Origin of the sequence: Lactiplantibacillus pingfangensis (genome assembly GCF_005404945.1) — a bacterium.
In the GTDB taxonomy this organism is placed as follows: Bacteria; Bacillota; Bacilli; order Lactobacillales; family Lactobacillaceae; genus Lactiplantibacillus; species Lactiplantibacillus pingfangensis.
Genome location: NZ_BJDG01000022.1, coordinates 1 through 21,539, shown reverse-complemented (window position 1 = coordinate 21,539; position 21,539 = coordinate 1). Strand labels below are relative to the sequence as shown.

Below are 21,539 nucleotides of genomic sequence, written 5' to 3'. Positions count from 1 at the left end.
CCGGCTTTCACTGTATGATTAATGTCAAATAAGGCCACCGCGAAAAAACGGTAGCCTTATTTTTTCATATTAGCCAAATGATATGAGCAACCAGTTCCACCCCGGAAGGACCACTACTAGTCATGGTCACTTGTGCCAGATACTTTGGTTACAAACTTTTCGGAACTGGAATTAACGCCTGCTGGGTCAATGAGTACAAATATTGCCCGGCAACTACTTGTGGCGCGTACATTGAACTTAACGCAGCGGCATATAGTTTGACTTGACCGGTGTAACGTTTCAACAACGCTGCTGGTTGCGCCACATGATCTGTCTTGTAATCAAACAAGATTAAACCGGCATCAGTTTCCAAATAACCGTCAATAATCCCATGAATTAAAATTTTGTTAGGATCATCTTTGGAAAAATCATCAAATAACCGCCAAGTTGGCATCAAGAGTGAAAATGGCACTTCGCGATGAACCTTATTAGGTGTTGCCAAAATTTGCTGGCCCAACTCACTGGCATAGAAGGCAACCACTGAATTCACGTCAATTAAGGCCGCAACTGGCTCAGTCAAGATAGTCTTCATGACCAGCGCAGCAATAGTCTGCTCAACCACGGCAGTCGTCACCGGTGCATCTAATGGTAGTTGTTCCAAAACCAGGTGGGTCGCACTCCCAACATCCGCCCCAGTTGGCGCTTGCGCCGTTTGTAGAAATTGTGGCGTCGCCAATTCTTCTGTGACGTAACGACTACTTGGCCGCGATTGCTGGACACTGACCGTTGGATTAGCTTGCATCAACGCCGTGTCTGGGTCTTCAAAGACCCGTTTGACTTCGGAGACGGACTGATAAGCCGTCGTCGCTGTCGCAACTTGATCTGGGTACTTAAAATTCAATAATCGTTGAATTTGCTGTTGTGTGACCTGATCCACGTCAACGTCTAAATCAGCTTCGACCAAGTCAACCGCACTCGATTCCGCCGTATTCGGCGCGTCTGATTGCGGGATGACTGGTGCCACCGAGGTTGCGTCGCCAAGTTCAATCGTCACCCGGGTTTGGTCTTCAGCCAATGAATAAGCGGGTTGCTCACCATCCCAGTAAGCTTTTAAATCTGGATGGCGAATTAAGGTCTGCCCAAGCCAATCCAAGTCACTTTTAGCCATAATCCGTGACTGCGCATCCAACACTAACGTCTTATCTTGCATCACGCGTCGCCATTTTTCGGCCGCCGTGGTCATTGACTCAACCGTGCCGACTAAATAAAGTTGCTGTTCAGCCCGCGTGATGGCTACATATAATTTTCGCATTTCTTCCGCGCGCAACTTTTGACTCACAACTTGTTGGGTCATCAAACGCGGTAAAGTTGGATATTTGACTCGCGTTTTCGGATCTAAATACGTGATACCAATACCCGCTTCACGATCTAACAAGGCCGACTGGCGCGTATCGCTTTGATTAAATTGTTTGTCTAAATCCATGATAAAGACAACTGGATATTCCAGTCCCTTACTCCCATGAATCGTCATCACGCTGACCGCTTCTGTTTCAGTCTCCGACACCGCTTCTGCCAAATCCTGATCCTTTTCTTGCATCCGTTTGATAAAGCGAACGAATTGAAATAGGCCCTTAAAACTCCCCGCTTCGTAAGTATGGGCGCGTTCATACAGCGCATTCAAGTTTGCCTGTCGTTGCTTACCTGCTGGCATCCCACCAACATAATCCAAAAATCCAGTTCGGTCATAGATTCGCCAGATCAACGTGACCAATTGATTTCGTCTGGCTAAATCTCGGAATTCAGTCAGTTGGGACATAAATTGATCAATTTTAGCATAGACCTGATCGCCATAAGCCTCATGTTCTCGGCCTGGGTAAGCGGCATAAAAGTCTCGCAACGCCTGGAAATAATCGCTAGTTTTATTTTGAATGCGTAAATAAACCAACTGATTTTCGTCTAAGCCAACGATTGGTGACCGCAAAACAGCTACTAACGGAATATCTTGATAGGGATTATCAATGATACTCAGCAATGCCATCATGATCCGAATTTCAGTCGTCTGAAAATAATTTTGAGCATCGTTGACAACAATTGGAATCTGCAGCCGCTTAAAAATATCAATTATCGTTAAGTTATGATTTCGAGTAGGCACCAATAAGGCGGCATCGCTATATCGGAAGGGCCGATATGTTCCGGTTCCCCGGTCATAAATCGGACGATCTTGCGCTTTCAAGGCCAAAATTTTCTGCGCCACCATCGTAATGCTGCCTTCAGATGGATCGTCAATTGAAAAGGTTGTCGGTTCTGCATCCTCATCCGTTTCCACGGCGGCTTTACCAGATTGATAGAGCAACAAACTCGTCGTCTGTGCGAGATCAGCTGGATAATCTTTAGGACCATACTTCAACTTGGCCGCATCATCGTAATCAATTTGGCCGACCGGTGCATCCATCAGTTGGCTAAAAATTAAATTGGCTAAGTTATCAACATTTTCAACCGACCGGAAATTTTCGGCCAACACAATCCGATCCCCGTGTGCTGGATTTTGCCCGTAATCATGATATTTATGCAAGAACAATAACGGGTCCGCCAACCGGAATTGATAAATTGACTGTTTAACATCACCCACCATGAACATGTTTCCCGGATTTTGACGGGCTAATAACTGTAAAATCTTTTCTTGTAAGCTGTTAATATCTTGATATTCATCGACCATGATTTCGTCGAATTGCGCACGCAATTGGGCTAAGGCCCCCTGCCCGCTATCGTCTTGGCTGGTCAAAATTTGCAAGGTTAAATGTTCTAAGTCACTGAAATCTAAGACATGTCGCTGACGTTTTTCGGCCGCAAAGGCTTGTTTAAATGCCAACGTCGCGTGAACGAGTTCCGTCACTAAATCCGCTGAACCGGTCATCACCGCCATAACTTGTGCTTCATCGGCCGCAAAATAGTTTTCAGTCAGTTGTTTGAACTGATCCTTCACCGTTTGCACCAATTGTCCAACGTTAGCCGCAGCACTGGTTCGTAATGGCTCATCCTTATAAGTCTTTTTCAGCCGTCCGAATTTAAACGTCGCAATCTGCTCACGCAAGTCATTCCAACTGGCGGTCGGCAATTGCGCAACTAAAGTTTGCACCCCCTGTTGCGCCTCAGTTAACCCCTTTATCGTCTTGTCCTCAAGCTCACCAGTCTGGGCCACGGCGATTGCTTGCGTCAAATTAGCTTGCATCGTCTGCCCAGTTTCTTGCAGTAACGGCAGTAGTTGTTGCTGATAAAAGGCCGATGCGGTCACCGTTGGCGTTTCAATCGTGTAGGCCGCCGGTAACTGTTGCAACCACTCAGTCGGATTAGGGGTGGACTGTGCAAAATCAAACAGCCGCATGATTAAAGCACTGAGACCATCATCACTACGGTCATTCGAAAAATTCGCGGTTAGTTGTGCAAATCGTGAGTCTTGGTCAGCGTATAACTTTTCTCGGACATCGCCCCAGACTTGATCACGAATCAGTAGCCCTTCTGTATTATCTGTCAGCAATCGAAACACCGGATCTAAGTCAATCACGTAGTAATAACGTTGAATTAAGCGTAAGCAAAACGCATCCAACGTACTGATGTTGGCGACACCTAGTAGATTAAGTTGTTGTCGCAAGCGTTTGACGACCGGAGAAGCCGTCGCCGCTCCGGTTGAGTCGTTTAACAAGGTTGATAGCTTGGCGTTGAGCTGATTTTCTAGTTTTTGTTTCATATGCTTGGCGGCCAAATTCGTAAACGTCACAACCAAGAGTTGATCGACATTCGTGCCCGCTTCAATTTTGCGCATAATCCGTTCAATCAAGACCGTGGTCTTACCTGAACCGGCCGAAGCTGAAACTAATAAATTATTATTTTTTTGTGTAATTACTGCTTGCTGACTGGCTGTAAAATTAGTCATTTTGGTTTCCTCCGGCCGCGATTCGTGCTAAAACTTCACTCGGTGTGAGTGGTTGCAAATCGTGATAATTGTTTTCAGGCAACATGGCATCAAACTGCATAATTGCCAAATATGGTGAATATTGCAATGCCGTTGTCTTGTCATTTAACCGCATTGGATTCAGGGCTAACGAGCCCGCAAAAATTGCCGTAGCCGCATCAATAATCAGCTGTTGATTATGTTCAATCAGTTGTGTCAATTGGGCCTCAGTCACGAGTGATGGTGTCCGGCTGCTGACATGATTATATTCACCCGAAGCCTTCCGTCTGAACGGATAAATTTTTGAGACGCCGGATTGCTTTTGCAAATCGGTATCAAGTTTTGCTAACAGCTCGGGATCATCCAACAAAATTCCTTTATACTTGTTAGCCTTCAACATGGCTGCTTCAAAACCAGTCTTGACGTCGCTCGGCTTCAACGTTGGATTTTGGATATGCATATACAACGCCCCCGCCAATTTTACTTTAGCTTGCGGATCCGCCACGATTTCACGTTCATTGCGCAAAACTGCGTCTAAATAAGTCAACATCTGCATCGCAATTCCGTAGTAGGCCTCTTGAAAATCAAAGCGATGCACCGACGATTTGTAATCAACGATTCCTAAATAGCGCTGATCAGCAACCTGAATCTGATCTAAACGGTCAATTTTCCCACGAACATGGACACTGTGTTGCGCATCAACTTGAAAATCTAACGCCTTTAAGCCTTGTTCTTTACCAACATTTCCGAACAACAACTCGGTCTGTTCGGGCTGTGCGGCGGAACGTAAACTTTGATTGCGGATCGCATAGGCAATCTGACTCACTGTATTAATCAGTTGTTGTCGCAAATAGGCCATCCGATTCGAACTCGATAAAATCATAAATTGCGGCTGGGCCAAAACTTCAGTCGTGATTTGACCTAAATAGTGCTCTAATTGGCTATCTGCTAAACTCGCCAATGATAGGTTGTCGGCACGAACGGCCTTAACTAACCCATCTAAGACAGCATGGAAAAACTCGCCGGTACTAGCCGCTGACAGTTCAAAAACATCACGTTCTTGCAATTTTAAGCCATACTTTAAAAAGTACGCATAACGATTGCGATAAAATTCTTCTAATTTCGAAATTGACGTATAAATTTGATTCCCATACAACGCTTTGACCGCTTCTGGTTTTAACGGTACTGGGCGATTCTGGTAGCTGAGTCCAGCTAATAAGTGTTGCGCCTGTTTGCCAAATTCTGGGTCATTGGTCAATTGCCGCCGTAGCCAGACCCAGATCGGCGCTGGCTTTAACGGGGCTCCGACACGATTACGGTCGGTATTTTCAGTTAAGAGCTCACGATAAACTTGAATCACGTGGGTCATTGTTCGACGCTTCGTCCCAATAAATGGGGCAACCTTCGTCGCCGTTGGATCTGGAGTCCCAAAATAAACGGCCATCGGTAACTTGAAGTGTTGCTGAATTTGTTTCACATAATTAGACAAGCCCAGATCAGTTTCCTGATCATCTTTCAATGGTGCACTAAAAATCAATTGTTCCGTCCCATTCATGAAGGCTAAGTAATTCAAGCAACGTTCATCACCAAGCTGAATGACGGCTGAATCACTCAAATAATGATCACCAGGCAATTGATCAATCGACGCTTGCAAGGCTTCCTTATCAACGTCACTCAACAAGTCATTGGTCATAATCCGATCGGGCATCACGAGATCCGTTGCCCCAATCATGAAGACAATTTTTCGCTGTTGACTTTGAACCATCCCGCTTTCTGAAATTAACACTTGATCAAGGGTGGACGGAATTTGAGAATAGCTGGCACCTTCAAATCCGGCTTGTAGCAAGGCTAAGAAGTCGGTCAATTCGAACGGTGCCGTCCCAAGTAGCGTGACATATTCATCCAGCATGTTACAGAAGGCTTGCCAAGTCTGTTCAGGCTCTGCTGCGGCGACAACGTCTTGCTGATCTAGCGCTTGGTCACGCCAAGTCAGCAATTGTTGATCAACGCCATTTTTGGTCAGAAAATCGAACAGGATAGTGGCAGCTGTTCGACCATCCTTCGCCGCCGTCATCTGTTTAAAGAACGGTGGAAAGATCTGCGCCACAAAATGATGAATCAAATTGATTTGGGCCGTGATGGCGGCATTCTCAGCCGTTTCCACGCCGGCATCACCGGATGTAAACTGGAAATATTGCCAATCAGCCTTGTCCAACCACCGTTGTCCGGCATAACCACTTTTCAAAATGAAGTTTTCAGTCAAATCAACCGCCTGACGATACGCCTGGCATGACATCGGGTGACCATCCACCATCGGAATCAAGAGCTCAGTCTTGAGGACTCGCATAACATCACGATATTGGTAATGTTTCGCATCCAACTCAAACAAGGCGCCAATTAATTCCACTAACGGGTGATCCGCCATTGAACGTTGTAAATCAACAAAATACGGTACTTGTTGCGTTTGAAAAATGGGTGCTAACATGGTTTGATAATTTGCTAAATGCCGAGTAATCACTAAAAAGTCTCGATAATGATTCTGACCGCTGGCAACTAGTTGGCGAATTTGACGGGCAACTTGTGCTAATTCAGTTTGGCGACTATCAGTCCGAAAAAGACGGAGGGCATCGTTTTTTGGCTCGTGCCCACTCCCCTGTTGTGGGTGTCCACGCCAATAGTCATCCAGCGCGGCTAGTCCTGGACTAACACGCACTTGGCTTGCTTTGAGATCTAAGCCAACATGAATTTTCCGAACTTGCGCGTACTGAAAAAGCCGATAATATAAGCGTCCAGTTTGGTAGAACAAACTCCCATTTTCTGGTAACTGTTGCGTGACGGCCTTATCCAACATCAAACTAATCGTGACTTGCGCGCCGCGTTCTAACATCGTAGTGATGAGCGCCTGTTGTTGTCCAGGCAATTGGGCAAAACCCGCCAATTCCAAGTAGACGTGCATCTTGCTTAAATCCTGATGCTGTAAATACGTATTCAGTTGTGCCAAGACATCCACTGGCTTCAAATATTTTCCAGCGGTCGCCATCATAAAATCAGCATAGACGATGGCTAAATCATGTAATTTTGCTTTTAAATCACCAGCTGGCGCTTGTTCCGCCAATTGCGTCAGATCTTCTGGCGTCAAGTTGGCCGTCTGCAAGCCGGTGATTTCTTTAGCTAATTGCGTAATAAACCCAGTTTGAGAAACTTCGCCACCGAATAACCGTAACTCATCCTGATGCGTCCGCAAAATCCGATAGAGTAACATATCAATCCCAGCTGCCGAAAGCCGTGGTACTTGATATTCCGCCTCATTTTTCATCAAATACCAGGCTAACCGTGTAAATGAAAAGACTTGCACTTGTGTCTGTGCATACAACTGTTTATTTTGACCGGTCGCTTGGGCCAGTTGGTTTAGCACATCCACTTCGGTATCGAACTTGATATGGTTGGGCACCAGATAGAAAAATTGGTCATCGTTGTGTGCCGTCTGCAATGCGGTCACAAGTTGTTGCACCATTGTTTGGCGATGATCATACTTTGCGGTTCCCAGTACAAATTGTAAACTCACAGTGACTTCCCCCTTTAATCTGAACAAACGTTCTATGTAATTATGTCTCATTATCGCATATTTATGACAACAAACAAAGACTCCTGACACTATCGTAGGTGGTAAGTTTTTCTTGAATTTCACCACTGTTAAGAGTTTCCGTTGGTCAATTGATTAATTAGTGAATAGTGGTGAATTTCCGCCTACCGGGGACTTCGTTTGGGGCTGGAACGCCATGAACCATTTTTGAGCCAAAAAGCGGTCTCAAAAGCTGGTTTTTGACTAACCGCGGCCAAACCACCGCGCTAAGTCAAATGCCACGGCTGAGCCCCAAACGAAGCCCCCTCACGGCTGTATCTGTCCACTCTTTTAAAGTTGGCCCATATCCCAATAAACTCCGACAACGTGATTACCATTGACATAAAAAAATCAGTCGAGCCTCACTTGAAAATTTTCTTCAAGTAATGTTCGACTGATTTTTTTGACCTACGCAAAGTTATGGTAACTAGTGGTTAAATTTCTTAATACGTTTAAGCTCATCAAATGGTGCTGATAGACGGAATCCGCCACAATCTAAACGTGTGCTCCGTCAATTAGAATCGTTGCACGATGAACAACAGCCAAAGTGTGTTTTGCCCCACAGCACTTTGGTTCACTGGCCTCCACTAAGTTTAATTAGCTGGAGGTTGGGACTGATGCCATCGGTCGTGATGGTGGCGTTACATCGGCTGTTTTTTGCCGACGTTACGCCACGGACGGTCCGGGACACTTGCGTTTTTGGCAAGGGTTCCGGGCGAGGGTCAAGACGTACTTGGCTTGGCCCGGTCCCACGACCGCATGGCATTAGTCCCAACCGGAAGCAGTCCGCTTTAATTAAATCCACATGTGCTGATTATTGACACAGCGGGAGTTATTAGCAAATTGTCAAGTTAATGCTGGGCACCCCAACTAGCCGGATCTTGGCGCCAAGCGTGCAATGACGCTAATTCATCGGCCGTAATCTGATCGGCTTGCCGTGCTACTTCGATCAAGCTAGTGTAGTTTGTCAAACTGAATAACGGTAACTTAACCGCGGCAAAGTTCGTTGTCGCCGCAGCCAGCTGATAGCTAAAGATTGACCCGACGGCTTGAATATCGCCACCAGCCGCCTGAACTGCTTTTGCCGCTTGCAACACACTGCCACCGGTCGAAATCAGATCATCCAGCATGACAACTTTTTCACCCGGTTTCAAAACGCCTTCAATTTGACGGCCAGCACCATGATCTTTAGGCTTGGACCGCACATAAATCAACGGTAATGACAGAATCTGAGCCACCCAGGCAGCGTGTGGAATTCCCGCCGTTGCAACACCGGCGATGACTGCCGTATCAGGATATTGTTCGCGAATAATCGCGGCAATGCCTTCCGCGATATGTGTGCGAACGTCTGGATATGAAATCGTCAACCGGTTATCCGTGTATATCGGACTATGCATGCCACTGGCCCAAGTAAATGGGTCATTTGGCCGCAATGTCACGGCCTGAATCCGTAAAAGGTCACTTGCGATTGTTGCTGCAATTTTAGTCATTAGCTGCACTCCATTCTGTCAAAATCTGTTGATAAGCTTGCACTGAATCCGTTGCTTGCGTAATTGGCCGACCGACCACTAAGCCATTACTGCCCGCTTTAGCCGCGGCAGTTGGCGTCATGACCCGTTGTTGATCATCAGCTGCCGCAGTGGCTGGGCGAATGCCAGGCGTGATCCCAATAAAGTCTGGCCCAACCGCCGCATGAATGGCGGCGACTTCTTGAGCCGAACAGATCACACCGTCACAACCACTGGCCTGCGCAAGTTCAGCATAGTGAACCACACTAGCTTGCACACTACCGGCAATTTGTTGATCGGTATTTAACATGGCCTGATTGGTCGACGTTAATTGCGTGATTGCGAGTAACTTGGGCGCTGATAGTCCGCGTTCAGTCGCACCCGCAACTAATCCCTGCTTGGCCGCCGCGAGCATCACGTGACCCCCGGCTGCATGCACAGTCGTGTAACGCACCCCTAATCGCCCAATGACGCGCATCGCGGCTTCGACAGTGTTCGGAATATCATGTAATTTCAAATCAAGAAAAACGGCATGACCGCGCGCTTCAATCGCTTGGACGATTTGAGGACCTGCCGCATAAAATAATTCCATCCCAATTTTAACGGTTAAGTTAATCCCAGTTGGGAATTGGTCTAAAAAGGTTAAGGCTTGATCTGCAGTTGGAAAATCCAAGGCAATAATGACTGGTCGACTCATCCTTGTACCTCCGCGATTAACTCGCTTAAACTCGACATGCCGTACTTATCCATTGCGGCGGGTAAACCAGTAATAATATCGGTACAAGCAGTTGGGTGACCATACGTCGCCGCCCCTACTTGAACCGCATTGGCGCCGGCCAAATAGAATTCCAAAACATCTTCCGGCGTGAAGACACCGCCGACTCCAATAATTGGTAACTTGGTTTGTTGACGGACATCATGAATCATCCGAACAGCCATTGGATGCAAGGCTTTGCCAGATAAACCACCCGTACCGTGCGCCAGAATCGGCTTGCGAGTCTTCAAATCAATCCCCATCCCAGTTAAGGTATTGATCATCGTTAACCCGGCTGCCCCACCAGCTTCAGCAGCGGCAGCAATTGGGATGATATCCGTCACATTAGGCGTTAACTTCATAAACACCGGCTTGTTCACAACGGCCACGATGGCTTGTGTCAAATCTTTAACTAATACTGGATCTGTGCCAAAGGCTAAGCCACCATGGTCCACATTTGGACACGAGATATTAATTTCTAACAATTTCACATTTGGGGCCGTCGTCATTTTTTTAGCCACCGCAACGTATTCATCAAAGGTACTCCCCGCAACACTGCCGACAATTGGCAGTGTTGGATAATGTTCGGCTAACCAAGGAAGTTTTTCAGCCAGCACATTGTCAATACCAGGGTTCTTCAACCCAATCGCGTTCAACCAGCCAGCTGTCGTTGGGGCTGTTGTTGGTCGTTGATTCCCTTCGCGTGGTTGCGCGGTGGTGGACTTGATCACCAAGCCACCTAAAGCGCCTAAATCTAATTGCGTCGCCATTGTTTGACCATAAGCGGCAGTCCCGCTGGCGGGCATCACCGGATTCTTTAACGTGACACCTGCTAAATTCACTGCTAATCGTTCCATGTCGATCCCCTTTTCATGTCTATAAGGCTTGTGTGACAAATGATTGTGACTCTAAGACTTGCAAAATTGCAGCCACGGTATCCAGTGCCGTAAATAACGGAATATTATGCGCAATCGAACTGTTTCGAATCAGCGCGCCATCATCTGCGGCTTGACCTTCATCGGAGACCGTATTGATAACCAATTGGACTTGGCCAGCTTCCATTTGATGGAGTAAATCATTTTCACCACTGTCAATCTTGTCAACAACTTGTACCGGCAAGCCCTGTTTCGTCAAATAGCTCGCCGTCCCATGAGTGGCTAATAATTGATAGCCCAAGTTATGGAAACGTTGTGCCAATTTCAAGGCTTCCGGTTTATCGTCGTCACGCACCGTAATCAGAACATTACCATGATTAGGAACGTGCAGTTTGGCGGCTTCAAAGGCTTTGTAGAGCGCCTTAGCCATCGTCGTGTCGCTACCCATGACTTCTCCAGTTGATTTCATTTCAGGTCCGAGTAAACTATCCACCCGATTCAATTTTGAAAATGAGAAGACTGGTGCTTTAACATGCACTAACTTACCGATTGGCGCTAGTCCCGTTTGATAACCTTGACTCGTTAGCGACTGTCCTAAGATCACGCGAGTTGCCACTTGCGCCATCGGAATCCCAGTAACCTTGCTTAAAAACGGTACCGTCCGACTAGCCCGCGGATTAACTTCGATCACATAGACTTGTTCATCGTGAATCACGAATTGAATATTCATCATCCCGATACAATTTAAACTAATCGCTAATTGCTCAGTATACGTCACAATTTGTGCCTGGACTGCGGCGGATAAGGATTGTGGTGGATACACGGCCATTGAGTCACCGGAATGCACACCGGCCCGTTCAATATGCTCCATAATTCCAGGAATTAGGACCGTTTTCCCATCACAAATCGCGTCAACCTCACACTCTTTACCAACCAAATAACTGTCAATTAACACCGGATGGTCATGTGACACTTTGACCGCATTGTGCATGTAATAATCCAAGTCAGCCGGCTTTTTGACAATTTCCATCGCCCGGCCGCCTAAGACGTAACTTGGGCGAACTAATACCGGATAACCAATTTTGTCGGCAATCGTCATGGCGGTGGCTTCATCACTCGCAGTATCACCAGCGGGTTGCGGAATTTTCAGTGATTTAATCACCTTATCAAATTCATCTCGATCTTCAGCACGATTGACATCCGTCACACTAGTCCCAAGAATTTTAACGCCATGCGCTTCTAACGGTGCCGCTAAGTTGATCGCGGTTTGACCGCCAAATTGCACAATCACGCCAGTTGGTTGTTCGAGGTCGATCACATTCATGACATCCTCAATCGTCAAGGGTTCAAAATACAACTTATCTGAAATTGAGAAGTCGGTGGACACGGTTTCGGGATTACTATTCATAATAATCGCTTCAAAGCCGGCCTTTTGAATCGCCTTCACGGAATGCACCGTGGCATAGTCGAATTCGACCCCTTGACCAATTCGGATTGGACCTGAACCAAGGACTAGCACGGATGGCTTTTTCGTGACCAAACTTTCATTTTCAAATTCATACGTCCCGTAATAATAAGGGGTTGTGGAGGCAAATTCGCCGGCACAAGTATCAACCATTTTATAAACTGGCATCAGTTTATTAGCCTTACGGAATTGACGAACGTCATCCGCCGATTCGTCCCAGAAACTAGCAACCGTTTCATCGGCAAAGCCGTGACGCTTGGCGGTTGTCAGCGTGGCAAGATCATCTTTGTGTGTTTGCAAGTCACGTTCAATTTCAATCAGATGGAGCAGTTTATCCAAGAAGAAAATATTGATCTTAGTAATTTCAGCCAGTTCTTCAATCGTGTAGCCGCGACGAATCGCTTCCGCCAAATAGAACAAGCGATCGTCCTGCGCATGAATCAGCTTGTCGCTTAACACATCGTCATCGACTTTGGCTAGTGCGGGTTCATCAATATAAGTGACGCCAATTTCAAGCGACCGAACCGCCTTCAAAGTAGCCTCTTCAATATCACGACCGATTGCCATGACTTCCCCGGTTGCCTTCATTTGGGTGCCTAAGCGGCGATCCGCATGGGTAAACTTGTCAAATGGCCAGCGTGGAATCTTGCAAACGACGTAATCCAAGGCTGGTTCAAATTCGGCATAAGTCGTCCCGGTTACCGGGTTCTTGATTTCGTCTAAATGGAGGCCAACCGCGATCTTGGCGGCCATCTTCGCAATCGGATAGCCGGTTGCTTTGGAAGCTAATGCTGAAGATCGGCTGACCCGTGGATTAACTTCAATAATGTAATAGTTAAAACTATTTGGATCAAGCGCTAACTGAACGTTACAGCCGCCTTCGATCTTCAACGCCCGAATAATTTTCAAGGACGCGTCCCGCAACATTTGAACTTCACGATCTGCCAACGTTTGAACTGGCGCGTAGACGATCGAATCCCCCGTATGAATCCCCACTGGGTCCAAGTTTTCCATGTTGCAGACAACCATCGCGTTGTCCGCAGCGTCGCGCATTACTTCAAATTCAATTTCTTTGTAACCGGCGATACTTTGTTCGATTAACACTTGTGTGACTGGCGATAACGACAGCCCATTTTCAGAAATCGTCCGCAGTTCAGCTTCGTTTTCGGCGATCCCACCACCGGTACCACCCATCGTGAAGGCCGGGCGCACAATGACTGGATAACCGGTCTTAGTCGCAAAATCAACCGCTTCGTCCACCGTATAAGCAATCCCGGAAGCCGGCACGGGTTCGCCCAGCTTTTCCATCAAGTCTTTGAATTGTTCACGGTCTTCCGCTTGATCAATGGCACTCAGTTTAGTTCCTAGTAATTCAATTTTGAGTTCTTTTAAGATGCCAGATTTGGCTAATTCCATCGCCATGTTGAGGCCTTGTTGCCCACCCAACGTTGGCAAAATGGCATCGGGATGTTCTTTACGCAAAATTTGTGAGACAAACTCCAAGGTGATGGGTTCCAGATAAACTTGGTCAGCAATCTCTTTATCGGTCATGATGGTCGCTGGATTAGAGTTCACCAACACCACTTCATAGCCTAATTCCTTCAAGGCTAAACAAGCTTGTGTCCCGGAATAATCGAATTCAGCGGCTTGACCAATAATAATTGGGCCAGAACCGATGACCATAATTTTATGGATATCTGTGCGTTTAGGCATTGAAATTGCTTCCTTTCCGGGCCGCTTGATGCGCCGCCATTAAATCAATAAATTCATCAAAAATGTGATCGGCATCATGAGGACCCGGCGCAGCATCGGGATGATACTGGACGGAAAATGCCGGATAGTTACGATGCCGCACGCCTTCAACGGTGCCGTCATTAATTTCTTCATGCGTAATCATTAAATCGGTTTTCGCCAAGGAGTCCCGGTCAACCGCGTAACCGTGGTTCTGTGAAGTAAAATCAATTCGTCCCGTCGCAATTTCACGCACCGGATGGTTGAAACCACGATGACCAAATTTCATCTTAAAGGTGTCCGCACCATTCGCTAAACAGAAGAGCTGATGACCTAAACAAATTCCGAATAAGGGCACCTGTTGTTCAACTTCGCGAATCATGGCTTGTGCGCCGGGGACATCTTTGGGATCACCAGGGCCATTCGTCAGCATGACACCATCTGGATTAAGTTCCAGAATCTCGCCGGCGGTCGCATTATATGGCAACACCGTTAAGTTACACTGCCGCTTAGCCAATTCACGTAAGATTGAATGCTTCAGTCCAAAGTCAACCACGACGACGTTCGGTCCGGTTGCCGGATTTGGATAAGCATTATTGGTCGAGCTTTCGGCAACCACCGCTGGATTCAAAACCGTTGCTTTCAGTTGTGGCACGGTTTCATGAGTCACTTCATCGACAATGGTCGCTTTCATCGCACCCTTTTCTCGGATGTGCTTGGTCACTGCACGGGTATCAATGTCGGCGATACCCGGAATATCATTTAATTTTAAGTAGTCATCTAAAGACATTTCACTGCGCCAATTGCTCGCGCGCCGGGCCAATTCATGCACGACAACACCTTTGCAACTCGGCTTAATTGATTCGTGATCATCACGATTGATGCCGTAATTCCCAATCAAGGGATAAGTAAACATGAGGATTTCGCCATTATAAGATTGATCGGTGATCGATTCTTGATAGCCGCTCATGCCGGTATTGAAGACGAGTTCGCCCACGGTTGCGGTGGTCGCACCGAAGCCGGTCCCCGGGTACACGGTCCCGTCTGCTAAGACTAAATATCGTTTCATGCTTGCTGGTCCTTTCCATACACAACTTGGCCGTCCACTAACGTCATCAAAACGTTGCCGTAGACTTGCCAGCCAATAAACGGTGAATTATGGCCTTTCGAATACATCTCATTGGCCTTAATTTCAAACTTGTGATCTAAGTCGATAATCGCTAAATCTGCCGGTTGGCCTGGCTGTAATTGCCCGGCTTTGGTTAATCCGAATAACTTGGCTGGCGCCGTGCTCATCAAGTTGACCAATTGGCCGAGAGTGAGCAACTTAGTTCTAACCAACGCGGTGTAGAGCGTCGCAAAAGCCGTTTCAAGTCCAGTAATGCCAAACGCTGCAGTCTTCATTGAACCTTGCTTTTGAGCATCCGTATGTGGAGCATGATCAGTCGCAATCATGTCGATAGTGCCGTCTAGCAGCCCCGCAATTAACGCGGCCCGATCTTTTGGTGACCGTAATGGTGGATTCATTTTTAACATTGGATTGTCCATGGTAATATCGGCGTCCGTCAACAATAAATGATGTGGCGAAACTTCACAGGTGACGTTGATGCCAGCGCGCTTAGCGTCACGGATTACGCGAACGCTCTCTGCGGTCGAAACGTGGCAGACGTGATAGTGTACCCCGCTAGCTTCCGCCAACAAGACATCACGAGCAATTTGGGATGATTCAGAAATACCCATAATTCCTGGTAGCCCAAGCTTGTCGGCAACCGGACCAGCATTCATCACCCCACCCATGGTCAAAGAATCATCTTCAACATGCGCTGCCAACGTGAGTCCGGCTTTAGCGGCACCGCACATGGCTTGATACATTGTCCCCGCCGTTTGCACACCAGAACCATCGTTGCTGACGGCAAAGGCTCCGGCGCGTTTGACCCCGGAAAAGTCGACTAGTTCATCTCCGCTGCGATTAGTCGTAATGCTGGCATATTGGGCCACATGAACGTTCGCCTTGGTCTGATTTTCCGCAACCATCAACGCAATCTTTTCAGGCGTATCTGGGACAGGCTCGACATTTGGCATCGCGCCAATCGTGGTGAAGCCGCCGTGTGCCGCGGCCATCGTCCCCGTTTCAATCGTTTCTTTTTCAGTTAAGCCGGGATCTCGTAAATGGACATGCACATCAACTAGCCCTGGCGTGACAAAGCGGTCAGCAGCACAAATCACGTGATCGGCTGGGCCATACTGTTGATTCAAATCATGCCCGATTGCCTTGATCAGTCCATCTTCGATTAAAATATCTTGCGTCGTCAGTTGTTCAGCCTGTAAAACCTTGGCGTTTTTAATTAAAGTTGACATTTGCCGCATCCTCCAATGTTTTCGCGTCTAGTAAGCCTCGTTGGACTAAAATATGTGAAACCATGGCCATCCGCATATACATGCCATTCGTCATTTGTTGGAAAATTCGTGATTGTGGTGACTCAACTAACTCACTCGCAATTTCAACGCCGCGATTGACGGGTGCTGGATGCATAATAATTGATGTCGCCGGCATGGCCGCGGCCCGCTTCTCGGTCAGGCCGTACTTCTGATGATAAGTCGTGGCATCAAACGTTTCATTATTCGTTTGTGTGAGTCGTTCGTGTTGGACGCGTAACAACATCATGACATCAACTTGGCTGACCAAGTCGTCAATTGGCAAATACTCGCCATACTCGGCAAAATCCGCGTTGAACCAAGTCTTAGGACCGCTGAAGTAAACTTTGGCACCTAATTGTGTGAGTAATACCATATTTGACCGTGCGACCCGTGAATGTTGCAAATCCCCAACAATTGCCACTTTCAATCCATCAAGATGGCCAAATTCTTCATAAATGGTCAACATATCCAATAGCGATTGTGACGGATGTTGCCCGCTCCCATCACCCGCGTTGATCAAACTAATCGGTAACTTTGCGTCTAATACGGGCTGATAATAAGCGTCTTGCGGATGGCGAATCACTGCGAGATCCACACCAATTGCTTGTATCGTTCGTAAGGTGTCTAATAAGCTTTCGCCCTTAGTGACCGAACTCGTTTTCGGGTCAAAAGGAATCACTTGTAATCCTAAGCGCCGTTCGGCCATTTCGAAACTGGTATGCGTCCGCGTGCTATTTTCAAAAAATAAGTTCATGGCAAATGCCGGTCGTTTGAGTTGCACCGTCAAGCCCTGCTTAAACGCCTCTGCCAAATGAATAAAATGCATGACATCTTGATTTGAGAATTGGTCTACACTCACAATATAATTAGTTGCTTGCATCTTTTTTGCCGTCTCCTTAGGTTTTAAAAAAAGTCTAACCACCCTGCAAAATTGTTTTGCAAAGAGGTTAGACTCCGATTGAGTGGTCACGCATGACCAAACCGTTTCGTTCCTCTCTGGAAACAATTAAATGGTTAATTATTTAATTTTTCAATTGCGATACCATCATGGCCGTCATGTTCTTCTAAAGCAACACTGACTTGTTCATCTAAAGCTGTTGGAATATTTTTGCCAACAAAATCAGGGCGAATTGGTAATTCGCGATGGCCCCGATCAACTAACACAGCCAAAGAAATCTTCGCGGGACGGCCTTGGTCCATTAAGGCATCCAAAGCGGCCCGGACAGTCCGGCCGGTAAACAGCACATCATCAACTAAAATAATGTGTTTGCCATTAATATCAACCGGAATCTCTGCACCTTTCAATTCAGCTTGACCTTGCACATCAATCGCATGATGGTCATCACGGTACAACGTAATATCTAACGACCCGACTGGCACGTCCACGCCTTCCAACTGCTTCAAGCGCTGGGCCAAACGTTGGGCCAAATAAATGCCTCTTGTCTTGATCCCAATAAAGACCAAGTTTCCGACTCCTTTATTTTGCTCGATAATTTCATACGTAATCCGCGTTAACGCGCGGCGCATCGTCATTGCATCAACGACTTCTCGTGCCATGTTAGTCAGCTCCATTTCTATTTGATGTTCACCGAGAGGAGGAAAAAAGAGTCCCCCGTTTTTTCCTGCGAAAAAGCTGGGAGACTCCTAGTTACCGTTCCCCTTATTAGCCTCACAGGACTAATTTAAAGGTGCTGTTTAATTGAAATAAGTGTAACCAAATGTCGCATGACTGTCAAGGAAAAATCCGTAAAAGTCAGCGTTTTTGATCATAGTTATACCATCGTATCAACTGCATTGTCGCCTCCGGGTGTCGCTGATTACATGTGGACAGTCCGTGATTGATATTTTGTTTATAAACCTGGTCAAACTGGGATTGATAGTCATTGTTCACCAGTTAAACTCAGTTACAAGCATAAAAAGAAACGTGAACAGGCCCATATCAGCAACAGTCGTTCCTAAAATGAACTCGTGGTGAGTGATACTGCAGTCAAACTTAATAACTGAAGGTTGGGACTGATCACATCGGCCGATTTTTGCCGACGTTACACCACGGGCAGACCGGGACACTTGCGATTTTTGCAAGGGTTCCGGTCGAGGTTCAAGACGTGCCTGGCTTGGACCGGCCCCACGACCGCATGTGATCAATCCCAACCGGAAGTGACCAATCTGCTTACGCCGCCATTAACCCCATGATAGTTACTCACGAGTATCATCGTTCAATCATTAGATTTGAATTAATAAGTAAATACATTGTTCAATTAATATATTTTTAACCGTTTTATCATTTAATTATAGTCAAACTACCAAATTATCGGTATACTACTTGTGAAGGATAACTAATTTTAGGGGGAACGTGCCATGCGTCTACAAACATTATTAAATACACCATCAATGCGTCAGATGCAGGTAATCGCGGGGAAGCGGGGTCTTGATCGGGAAATCAATAACATTGGGATGATTGAATCACCAGATATCGCGGATTATTTGAAAGCGCATCAATTTTTGATCACTAATGGCTATCCCTTTATTAATACGACCACTGACCCAATGGCCTTAATTACCGCCATGCAGAACGCAAACTGCGCTGGGCTAGGGTTTAAAGACCAACGCTATTTAGATCACATGCCAAAAGCGGTCCTTGAACTGGCTAATCAACTCAACTTTCCGATCATCGTCACACCGGCTGATGAACTGATTTCTGAAACCATGCGGAAGATGCTGACCATTATTTTAAAGTCACAAACCGATGAACTGAGTCGCATTGTCCAAGTTAATCAAACACTAGCGGATTTCTTATTAAAAGATCCCACTCACGCAACGGTGCTTAATAAATGTAGTGAACTCATTGACCACCCACTTTTTCTCATGGATAGCCATTTTCGCGTTGTGAGCGCCTCACCTAGCTTACCGATGACTCACGATAGTCTCACGGACTACTTACGCAACCAGACCCACATTGACTATTTCAATCTACATACACGCCTGAATTTGACGTACAATGACCAAACACTCACAATTATTCCATTATTTTCAGCCTATAAAGAAAATAAAGCCTTCATTGGTGTGCTCAATCTTGATGCTGACAACTCGACCGATCAGATGCTGACTCAAGTGGTCATCAATACCTTAAGTTTCGTTAACAGTCGGGTCGACATGTTGAACGAATCGGCCTTCCGCAATCAAAGTGGCTTCTATTTAAATGTGATGGATGGCGGGATTTCGAACGATTTAATTAATAAGACCCTCAAAACCCGTCAAATTGACCCAACGACCAAATTTCACTGTGCCACCATTTTAGTGACGACGACCCATCAAACGATCCTCAGCAACCATTTGCTTGAACAGGTTCAACAGCTGACGCTCTGGTTTATCAAAGAATTTCAAGCACCAGTAATTGCCTTTTCACTAAAACAACAATTGGTCTTGCTCATTAATGACGAGCAAAACGCACAACACTTTTTGACAGCGCTCGTGGATTTTATCCAGCCAAAATTGGACAAACAGACTCGCTTAATCGCGGGCTACAGCTATTCGACCTTGCCTTTAACTGAACTGGCAACCATCTATAACGAAGCCGCCGAAGCCTTGGCGCTGAGTCGTAATAGCCCCCATGCCGTCACCATTTATCGGCCAAAATATGTCAAAGAACTGATCTCGTTAATTCCAGAAAACGAGGCCACTTCCTTTGTGGAACGTGTTCTTGGTGGGCTAGTCGGTGGCGTCAGTGCCAATGAACAATTAAATTTATTGGACACTCTTTACGGTTATTTTTATTATCATCAAAATATTGCTGAAGTTGCCGGTCATTTGTCGATTCATCGTAATACGGTTATTTACCGATTGAAAAAGATTGAAAAGATGCTGACACTGAACCTCGATGACCCAGAGCAAACACAAACATTGGAGATGGCAGTGTTGCTCTGGCACAATCAATTCAAGCAAAAGTGAACGTTTACATTCAGAAGTTCAGTCAAATTATCCATTTTACGAACATTAATTTGTTCGATTCTAATTGTCTTCGGTTTTCATCTATGTTAAGATTGTCCCATTCAAATACGAATTATTGCCTATATAATGTCATGATATGGATGACGAGTTTCTACCCAGCGCCGTAAACGCTGGACTATAAGCAGACGAGGACATCCCGTTTGCCGGGGTGTCCTCTTTTTTAGGCAATTTCGCAGAGTTGAGGAGGAAGATTTTTGAAAGAAGCAACGACTACCCCTAAAATCTCCAACGTCAAGGCAGCGATTTTAGGGTTTCAACATTTGTTAGCGATGTACTCGGGTGACGTGCTAGTGCCTTTACTCATTGGGGCCGCGTTACACTTTACCACTGAACAGATGACTTACTTAGTTTCTATCGATATTTTCATGTGTGGGATTGCGACATTTTTGCAATTGAAGCGAACCCCGATGACCGGGATTGGGCTACCAGTCGTCTTAGGCTGTGCCGTCCAAGCGGTCAATCCACTAATTCAAATCGGTCAAACATATGGTTTAGGGACGATGTACGGGTCAATTATTGGTGCCGGTATTTTCATTTTTCTCATTGCTGGGCTCTTTTCCAAAATCAAAAGTCTCTTTCCACCCGTTGTCACTGGATCACTGATCACAATTATCGGTTTTACCTTGATTCCAGTTGCTTTTGAAAACTTAGGGGGCGGTGATGCGACTGCCAAAAACTTTGGCAACCTGCCTGCTTTAGGCATTGGCTTTTTAACGATTGCAATTATTTTATTGATCAGTGTCTTTGCCAAAGGTTTCATGAAATCCGTTGCCATCTTAGTGGGGATTCTCGCGGGTACCCTTCTAGCTGGCATGTTCGGGATGGTTTCACTCAAACCAGTTGCCGAAGCCAGCTGGTTCCATTTACCGACCCTTTTCTACTTTGGCACACCGAAGTTCGAATGGTCGTCAATCTTAACCATGATGCTCGTTTCCTTAACAACCATGGTCGAATCAACCGGCGTCTTCTTCGCTCTCGGCGACATTACTGGTCGCAAGATTGAAAGTGCCGATTTGAAACGTGGGTATCGTTCCGAAGGGATTGCCGTTATTTTAGGTGGTTTGTTCAACACCTTTCCTTACTCAACTTTCTCAGAAAATGTCGGGGTCTTACAACTCTCCGGCGTTAAAACCCGAAAACCAATTTACTTCTCTGAAGTGAACCCTTAAAATTGGACAAATTGTTAAGCTGCTTTTTGAACGGCGAGTTCTCGGTATTTTACCGGGGGCT

General features: G+C 46.3%; 11 protein-coding genes, 1 pseudogene and 1 riboswitch. Of the genes and pseudogenes, 2 read left to right on the top strand and 10 right to left on the bottom strand.

Features of this window, described 5'->3' with window-relative positions; all coding sequences use genetic code 11:
* Nucleotides 1-148: 148 nt before the first annotated feature.
* The 10 genes from addA to pyrR all read right to left on the bottom strand — a co-directional run bounded on the left by addA (nucleotide 149) and on the right by pyrR (nucleotide 17,858).
* Nucleotides 149-3,910, bottom strand: coding sequence for a helicase-exonuclease AddAB subunit AddA (addA, locus tag FFM74_RS10255; RefSeq protein WP_137626543.1), 3,762 nt, complete (start codon nucleotides 3,908-3,910; stop codon nucleotides 149-151).
* Nucleotides 3,903-7,493, bottom strand: a complete 3,591-nt coding sequence (locus FFM74_RS10250) for a PD-(D/E)XK nuclease family protein (RefSeq protein ID WP_137626542.1) — start codon at nucleotides 7,491-7,493, stop codon at nucleotides 3,903-3,905. The genes addA and FFM74_RS10250 overlap by 8 nt, the downstream gene beginning before the upstream one ends.
* A gap of 908 nt (nucleotides 7,494-8,401) precedes the next feature.
* On the bottom strand, nucleotides 8,402-9,040 hold the full coding sequence (pyrE, locus tag FFM74_RS10245) for an orotate phosphoribosyltransferase (protein WP_137626541.1): 639 nt from the start codon (nucleotides 9,038-9,040) through the stop codon (nucleotides 8,402-8,404).
* Complete coding sequence (gene pyrF, locus FFM74_RS10240) at nucleotides 9,033-9,755, bottom strand: orotidine-5'-phosphate decarboxylase (RefSeq protein ID WP_137626540.1); 723 nt, start codon at nucleotides 9,753-9,755, stop codon at nucleotides 9,033-9,035. The genes pyrE and pyrF overlap by 8 nt, the downstream gene beginning before the upstream one ends.
* Nucleotides 9,752-10,669, bottom strand: a complete 918-nt coding sequence (locus FFM74_RS10235) for a dihydroorotate dehydrogenase (RefSeq protein WP_137626539.1) — start codon at nucleotides 10,667-10,669, stop codon at nucleotides 9,752-9,754. Before FFM74_RS10235 ends, pyrF begins: the two co-directional genes overlap by 4 nt.
* Nucleotides 10,670-10,688: 19 nt before the next feature.
* On the bottom strand, nucleotides 10,689-13,865 hold the full coding sequence (gene carB / locus FFM74_RS10230) for a carbamoyl-phosphate synthase large subunit (RefSeq protein WP_137626538.1): 3,177 nt from the start codon (nucleotides 13,863-13,865) through the stop codon (nucleotides 10,689-10,691).
* Nucleotides 13,858-14,952 carry a carbamoyl phosphate synthase small subunit gene (locus FFM74_RS10225; RefSeq protein ID WP_137626537.1) on the bottom strand — a complete coding sequence of 365 codons (1,095 nt, stop codon included), beginning with the start codon at nucleotides 14,950-14,952 and terminating at the stop codon, nucleotides 13,858-13,860. The genes carB and FFM74_RS10225 overlap by 8 nt, the downstream gene beginning before the upstream one ends.
* Nucleotides 14,949-16,241, bottom strand: coding sequence for a dihydroorotase (locus FFM74_RS10220; RefSeq protein ID WP_137626536.1), 1,293 nt, complete (start codon nucleotides 16,239-16,241; stop codon nucleotides 14,949-14,951). The genes FFM74_RS10225 and FFM74_RS10220 overlap by 4 nt, the downstream gene beginning before the upstream one ends.
* Nucleotides 16,225-17,181: an aspartate carbamoyltransferase catalytic subunit gene (locus FFM74_RS10215; RefSeq protein WP_137626535.1), complete on the bottom strand. Its 957-nt coding sequence runs from the start codon at nucleotides 17,179-17,181 to the stop codon at nucleotides 16,225-16,227. The genes FFM74_RS10220 and FFM74_RS10215 overlap by 17 nt, the downstream gene beginning before the upstream one ends.
* A 134-nt stretch (nucleotides 17,182-17,315) precedes the next feature.
* On the bottom strand, nucleotides 17,316-17,858 hold the full coding sequence (gene pyrR / locus FFM74_RS10210) for a bifunctional pyr operon transcriptional regulator/uracil phosphoribosyltransferase PyrR (protein WP_137626534.1): 543 nt from the start codon (nucleotides 17,856-17,858) through the stop codon (nucleotides 17,316-17,318).
* Nucleotides 17,859-18,659: 801 nt separating this feature from the next.
* Between pyrR and FFM74_RS10205 the strand changes: the two genes are divergently transcribed.
* A complete protein-coding gene (locus FFM74_RS10205) occupies nucleotides 18,660-20,249 on the top strand; it encodes a PucR family transcriptional regulator (RefSeq protein WP_137626533.1) in 1,590 nt (529 codons plus the stop codon).
* Between the two features lie 99 nt (nucleotides 20,250-20,348).
* A riboswitch (purine riboswitch) is annotated at nucleotides 20,349-20,447 on the top strand.
* A 56-nt stretch (nucleotides 20,448-20,503) separates the two neighbouring features.
* Nucleotides 20,504-21,463 (top strand): annotated as a pseudogene (locus FFM74_RS10200) (nucleobase:cation symporter-2 family protein); the annotation flags it as partial.
* Between the last annotated feature and the right edge of the window lie 76 nt (nucleotides 21,464-21,539).